We start from the raw sequence: 5,993 nt of genomic DNA, 5'->3' as shown, positions 1-5,993 counted from the left end.
CGTCGCCACCGTCCAGGCTGCTATCACCGTCCGGGCCGTACGTGGCCAGTGCCGGCTCACCTGTGGCGAGCACCTGGCACGCCAGCTCGTACACCGCGCCCTCGACGCAGCCGCCGGAGACGCTGCCGACCGCTTCCCCGCCGGTGCCGACGGCCAGCACCGCACCGGGCGGGAGCGGCGCGGACGAACCGGTCCCGACCACGGTGACGAGCGCGAACGGCTTCCCCGCCGCCCACCAGCGGGCCAGCTCCGGCAGCGCGTCACGCACAGGGCCTCCCTTGCCGTGTCTTCGCTATGCCTTCCCCGCCATGTCCTGCGGGAGTGCCGGGCCGCCCATGCCCACCGCCCATGCCCACCACAGCACACGGGACACAGGAGTGTGCGGCGCGGCAGCGTGCGGACCAGGCAGCACGGAGCAGGACAGGATCTGGTCGATCAGTACGGAGAGTAGCCATAGTGGACCGCGCAACGCGGAGCGGGAGCTCACCCTGGGCGGGGCCGCGATCTCCCGCCGTGGCCCCGCCCGCCCGGACGGGCCCGGCTGCGATACTTACCGCAAGCGCTCCGCCAGGTTTTCGGAGGACGTCACACGGCAGGAACAGATCGGTACCGTTGTCGCTTCATCCTTGGTGAAGCGGCCAACAGACTTCCGTGAGGAGGCTCCGACCAGTGCTCGACCCTCGTGAGCTGTATGAGGTCGCCGACGATCTGCCGGAAATCGGCAGGCCGGTGCTGGTGGAGGCTCTCACCGGTGTCGTCGATGCGGGTGGCTCGATCCGGCTGGCCCGCGACCATCTGCTGACCACCCTGGACAACCGTCTCATCGCGACCTTCGACATCGACCAGCTGCTCGACTACCGCTCCCGCCGGCCATTCATGATCTTCTCCGAGGATCACTGGGAACACTACGACGAGCCCCTGCTCGGGCTGCACCTCGTCGATGACAGCGCCGGGACGCCTTTCCTGCTGTTGTCCGGCCCAGAGCCCGACCTGCAGTGGAAGCGGTTCATCGCCGCCGTCGGCATTCTCGCCGAGCGCCTGGGCGTCCGGCTGACCGTGGGTCTCAACGCGATCCCGATGGCCGTTCCGCACACCCGCCCGTGCGGCGTCACCGCGCACGCCACCCGCCGGGACCTCATCATCGGGTACGAGCCGTGGGTACGGCGGGTCCAGGCACCCGGCAGCGCCGGCCATCTCATCGAGTACCTGCGCGGACGCGACGGCCTCGACGCGATGGGGTTCGCCGCCCACGTCCCGCACTACCTGTCGCAGACCGACTATCCGGCGGCCACCGAGAGCCTGCTCACCTCGCTGTCGAAGGCGACCGGCCTGATGCTCCCGCTGGACGGGCTGCGCTCCGCGTCGGCGGCCGTCCGCACCAACATCGACCGGCAACTGGCGAACGGCGGTGAGGCGGCGGCGCTGGTCACCGCCCTCGAGGAGCAGTACGACACGTTCATCCAGGGCCGGGCAGGCGCCGATCTCCCGGCGGTCGAGGACGAGGAGCTGCCCACCGCGGACGAGCTCGCCGCGGCGCTGGAGCGCTTCCTCGCCGAGCAGACCGAGCCCGACGGCCCACCTGATCTTCCCTCGAACTGACAGCTCTCGAACCGACGGCCCTCGAACCGACAGCTCTCGAACCGACGGCCCTCGAACCGACAGCCCTCGAACCGACGACAGGCTCGTTCGGACGCGGGTCCGCGCCCGAGGCATCCAGAAGGGACCGCCGATGACCACATCCCCGGGGACCGTCGTGGTCACCGGAGCGTCGACAGGGATCGGCGCGGCGACCGTGCGTCACCTGATCGGCCAGGGCAGACAGGTGATCGCGGGCGTACGCCGGGAGGAGGACGCGACCGCGCTGAAGACCGAGCTCGGCGAGCGGGTCGTGCCCGTCCAGCTCGATGTCACCGATCCGGAGGCGGTGGCGGCGGCGGCTGTCACCATCCGCGGTACCGTCGGGGCCGAAGGCCTTGCCGGCCTGGTCAACAACGCGGGTATCGCGGTCGCCGCGCCGGTGGAGTTCCTTCCGCCGGCGGAGCTGCGCCGCCAGCTCGATGTCAACGTCGTCGGCCAGGTCGCCGTCACCCAGGCGGTGCTCCCCCTGCTGCGGGACGGGCACGGCCGGATCGTCAACGTGGGCTCGATCGGCGACCGGGTCGTCTCCCCGCTGCTCGGCGCCTACACCGCGTCGAAGTTCGCGCTGGCCGCGCTCACCAGCACGCTGCGCATCGAGCTCGCCCCCTGGGGAATCGACGTCGTCCTCATCGAGCCCGGAGCGGTCACCACACCGATCTGGCGGTCGGCGGCGGCATCCGCCGACCGGCTGTTCGCGACGCTGCCCCCGGCCGTCGACACGCTGTACGGCAGGCAGATCGCCGCCGCCCGCGCGGGCGCGAAGCGCAACGAGGCCGCCGGGATCCCCCCGGCGGAGGTCGCGAAGGTGATCGTGCACGCGCTGACCACCCAGCGGCCCCGTACCCGCTATCTCGTCGGCAGGGACGCCCACATCGCCGCCGCCGTCGCCCGGCTGCCACCGCGGGTGCGCGACCGCATCGTCCTGCGCCGGACGCAGTGACCACGATCAGCCGTACCGGCTGCCCCTGAGCGTCACCGGCCGACCGCGACCGCCCGGCTGCGCGACCGCCCAGCCGGCCCTGCCAGCCGGGCGTGGTCCGGCTGCCCCGGGCGTCAGCCGACGTGGACGAAGGGCCGCCGGGCCGGTTCGGGCTCGGCTTCACGCAGCACCTCGCGGGTGACAGGCGCGACCTCGCCGACCCCGATGAAGAGGAACCGCAACAGGTTGAGCAGCGGATTTCCCTCGCCCCACTCGAAATAGACGTGCGGCCGCTCACCGGTGAAGTCACGCAGGTACAGCAGCAGTGCCGCGATCGCGTTCGGCACCGAGGTGCTCGTCAGCTTCAGGATCCGGTAGCCGTGACGCTCCTCGCCCCGGACGTCCAGCTCGCTTTCGAACTCGGACGCGTCCGACACCGTCACCTCGACGAAGAGCAGCGGATCCCCGTCGGGGATATGCAGGTCGTGACGTTCCTGCTGTTCCTTGTCGGAGTACTCGGCGGCGTCGCGCAGGTCCGGTTCATTGGCGATCAGCCGCAGCTCACCGGCGCGGGCGGCCTCGGTGACGAACCGTGTCGCGGTGTCGTCCAGGCGGACGTCCGTGACACGCAGCTCGAACGCGCGTATCCCGCGCGACGCGAACGACACGACAATGATCGCCATAATGAAGAACGAACCGATGATCAGGCCGTCCGGCCGTTCGATGATATTCGCGATGGTGGTGTAGACGAAGACGGTCGAGATGGTCGCGAACCCGGCGGTGTACACGCGCCGACGCCGTTTCGCCGAAGCCAGCGTCACCGCCAGCGACGCCGACGTGATGAGGACGAGCACACCGGTCGCGTAGGCGCCGGCCTGTTTGTCGACACTGGCCCGGAACAGCACCGTGACGACGAACGCGACCACGGTGAACACCAGGACCAGCGGGCGGACCGCACGCGCCCAGTGCGGGGCCATACCGTAACGCGGCAGATAACGGGGCACCAGATTGAGCAGCCCCGCCAGCGCGGACGCCCCGGCGAACCACAGGATCGCGATGGTGCTGATGTCGTAGCAGGTCCCGAAGACGGTGCCCAGCAGTTCGTGGGCGAGATAGGCCAGGGCGCGGCCGTTGGCGGCACCACCCGTCTCGAATTCCGCCTTCGGGATGAGCAGGGTTGTCACCATGCTGCTGGCCAGCAGAAAAACGCTCATAATCAACGCCGCTGTGGTGAGCAGATGCCGGGTTCCCCGGATCCGCCCGGTGGGACGCTCCTCGGTGTCGGACGCGTCCCCGCGGATGAGCGGCATCACCGCCACCCCGGTCTCGAAACCGGAAAGGCCCAGCGCGAGCTTGGGGAACACTATGAGCGCCACCCCGATCATCACCAGGGGGTTCGGGTGCTCGGCCACCATCAGTGCGCGCCAGTCGTCGACGACGTGCGGGGTGCGCAGCACCTGGGCCACACCGGCCAGCACGACGACGAGGTTCAGCGCCAGATAGATCATGACCAGGGCGACCGCGATACCGAGGGCCTCGGTGAAGCCCTTGAGGAACACCGCGGCGAGCAGGGCGAGCAGCACCAGCGTGACCAGCAGGTTGTGGCCGTGCAGGAAGTGCGGGGCGTACGGGTTCTCGATGAGGTGCGCGGTGGCGTCGGCAGCCGACAGGGTGATCGTGATGAGAAAGTCGGTGGCGGCGAAGCCCAGCAGGACCAGGACGAGCAGCTTCCCCGACCACCACGGCAGCAGGTGTTCCAGCATCGCGATGGATCCCTCGCCGTGGGGGCTTGCCGACGCCACCTTGCGGTAGACGGGCAGGGCCCCGAAGAGGGTGAGCAGCACGAGGATCAGGGTCGCGACCGGGCTGAGGCTGCCGGCGGCGAGAGCGGCGATGCCGGGCTGGTAGCCAAGGGTGGAGAAGTAGTCCACTCCCGTGAGACACATCACACGCCACCACGAGTGCCGTCGATGCTCGACCGACGGCTGGGTGTGCGGCCCCGCGTGCCGCCGCGACCGCTCGGCCAGGCCCTGGAGCAGCCAGGTACGTAGACGCTGGTCGTGCTGGTTTCTCCGGAGAGGCTCTGTGACGGTCACTGCCAGTGCCTTCCATCGGATACGGAGTCGCGTCGAGGGTAAGGGTTCGTTCATAACCACATCCCGTAGTCGCCAGGCGGCCTACCGGTCGACCGTGCGTCACCCCGAAGGGCGATGTTCGACCTGTTGGCGATGTTCGGCCTGTTGAGGAAGCGCGACACAACGCGGCCAAACGAGCCGGAGTCTACGGCGCGGCCACGCCACACGCAGAGGTGTCCGGATCATTGGCCACGAGGGCATCCGGCTGCATTCATCATCCGTCCGCCCGGTGCCTGATCGTGTTGTTCGGCACATGATCCCGCGGCCGTGACCATCAACACGTAACCCTCGTCACAAGAGCATCGGCAAACGTGGCGGACCGGCCCGGCCGCGGTCACCGGCGGGCCGCGCGGCAGAGCGGAAGATTCCCGACGACGAAAATATTCGTGACACTACCGGAGATAGCGGAAATTTTTCGCTGATCCATTTGCTCCACCCTCGCTCCGCGACGGACGAGGGGCCTCGGGAGAGCCGAGGGACATCAGGAGAACGGCGCGGGACGCGCGGCCGGCAGCCGGCGGCACACCGTCCCGCCCGGGTGGCCGCCGGGACGGCGTGGATGAGCACGGCATACGGCCGGGCACGGCTTTCACGAAGAGGGTGACAGGGATTACGGGCTGACGAGGCGGCCGACATGGCGCGGCCGGGCACGGGCATTGCCCCCTGAGACGGTCCGGGGCACAACGGCCGTGCGGGATTACCTCCGGCCGGCGGGCCACCCGGCCGGCCGCCTGGATTCGTAGCCCCGGGCCCGGCCTACTTGGCCGGGACGTTCAGCGCGGCGAGCGCCGAAGCCCAGCGAAAATACTTCAGACTGGCCAGATCGGCCACTGTTTTGATGTTGAATGCCTCTCGCAGCAGCTCGCCGTCACGGTCGGAAACCCCTTTCAGAGCCGACACCGGGGCGGCCAGGATCTCCGGCAGCTCCCTGTCCGCCCACGCCTTGTCCAGCACTTTGTCGAGATCGATGGCAGCCATGATTTCCTCGTTTCCTCCTGGCGTCCGACGGTCCCGCCATCCGGCCGGCGGCCCCGGTGCCCACAAGTATGATGCCGCACCCGGAAACGCACCAGCGGCACCCACTTCCCGGACGCCCGCCGGGTGGTGGATTTTTCGGGCCATACGCCTGCACCGATGAAATCCGGAAAGTCACCAGAAACGTGCCGAATACCCTGGGTAATAGGGTTCGTGGGCCGACCCGCCGGCCGCGGTCCCGTTACAGCGGGCCGGCCGGGGAATTCGCCGCGGCAGCCGTTGCCCGCCCCGTCCGCCTGCTCCCCCTCTCTCGTCCGCCTATTTCC

Annotated in this window: 5 protein-coding genes; 2 read left to right on the top strand and 3 right to left on the bottom strand. The window is 69.4% G+C overall.

Annotated features, from left to right (window positions below):
- Positions 1 to 268 (bottom strand): XdhC family protein (locus NBW84_RS07200; protein ID WP_250282890.1); only part of this gene is annotated, 268 nt, incomplete at its 3' end.
- Between the two features lie 401 nt (positions 269 to 669).
- Between NBW84_RS07200 and NBW84_RS07195 the strand changes: the two genes are divergently transcribed.
- Complete coding sequence (locus NBW84_RS07195; RefSeq protein WP_250282888.1) at positions 670 to 1,599, top strand: PAC2 family protein; 930 nt, start codon at positions 670 to 672, stop codon at positions 1,597 to 1,599.
- Between the two features lie 130 nt (positions 1,600 to 1,729).
- Positions 1,730 to 2,578 carry an SDR family oxidoreductase gene (locus tag NBW84_RS07190; protein ID WP_250282886.1) on the top strand — a complete coding sequence of 283 codons (849 nt, stop codon included), beginning with the start codon at positions 1,730 to 1,732 and terminating at the stop codon, positions 2,576 to 2,578.
- 113 nt (positions 2,579 to 2,691) lie between these two features.
- On the opposite strand, the gene NBW84_RS07185 is transcribed toward NBW84_RS07190, so the two are convergent.
- Positions 2,692 to 4,707 (bottom strand): amino acid transporter, encoded by a 2,016-nt coding sequence (locus NBW84_RS07185; protein WP_445548310.1) that lies wholly within the window; start codon positions 4,705 to 4,707, stop codon positions 2,692 to 2,694.
- Positions 4,708 to 5,448: 741 nt separating this feature from the next.
- A complete protein-coding gene (locus tag NBW84_RS07180; protein WP_250282883.1) occupies positions 5,449 to 5,670 on the bottom strand; it encodes a hypothetical protein in 222 nt (73 codons plus the stop codon).
- Between the last annotated feature and the right edge of the window lie 323 nt (positions 5,671 to 5,993).

Origin of the sequence: Protofrankia sp. CiP1_Cm_nod2, from assembly GCF_920664355.1 — a bacterium.
Lineage (GTDB): Bacteria > Actinomycetota > Actinomycetes > Frankiales > Frankiaceae > Protofrankia.
Note: the sequence above shows the minus strand (reverse complement) of the source record. Positions and strands in the feature narration are given on the sequence as shown.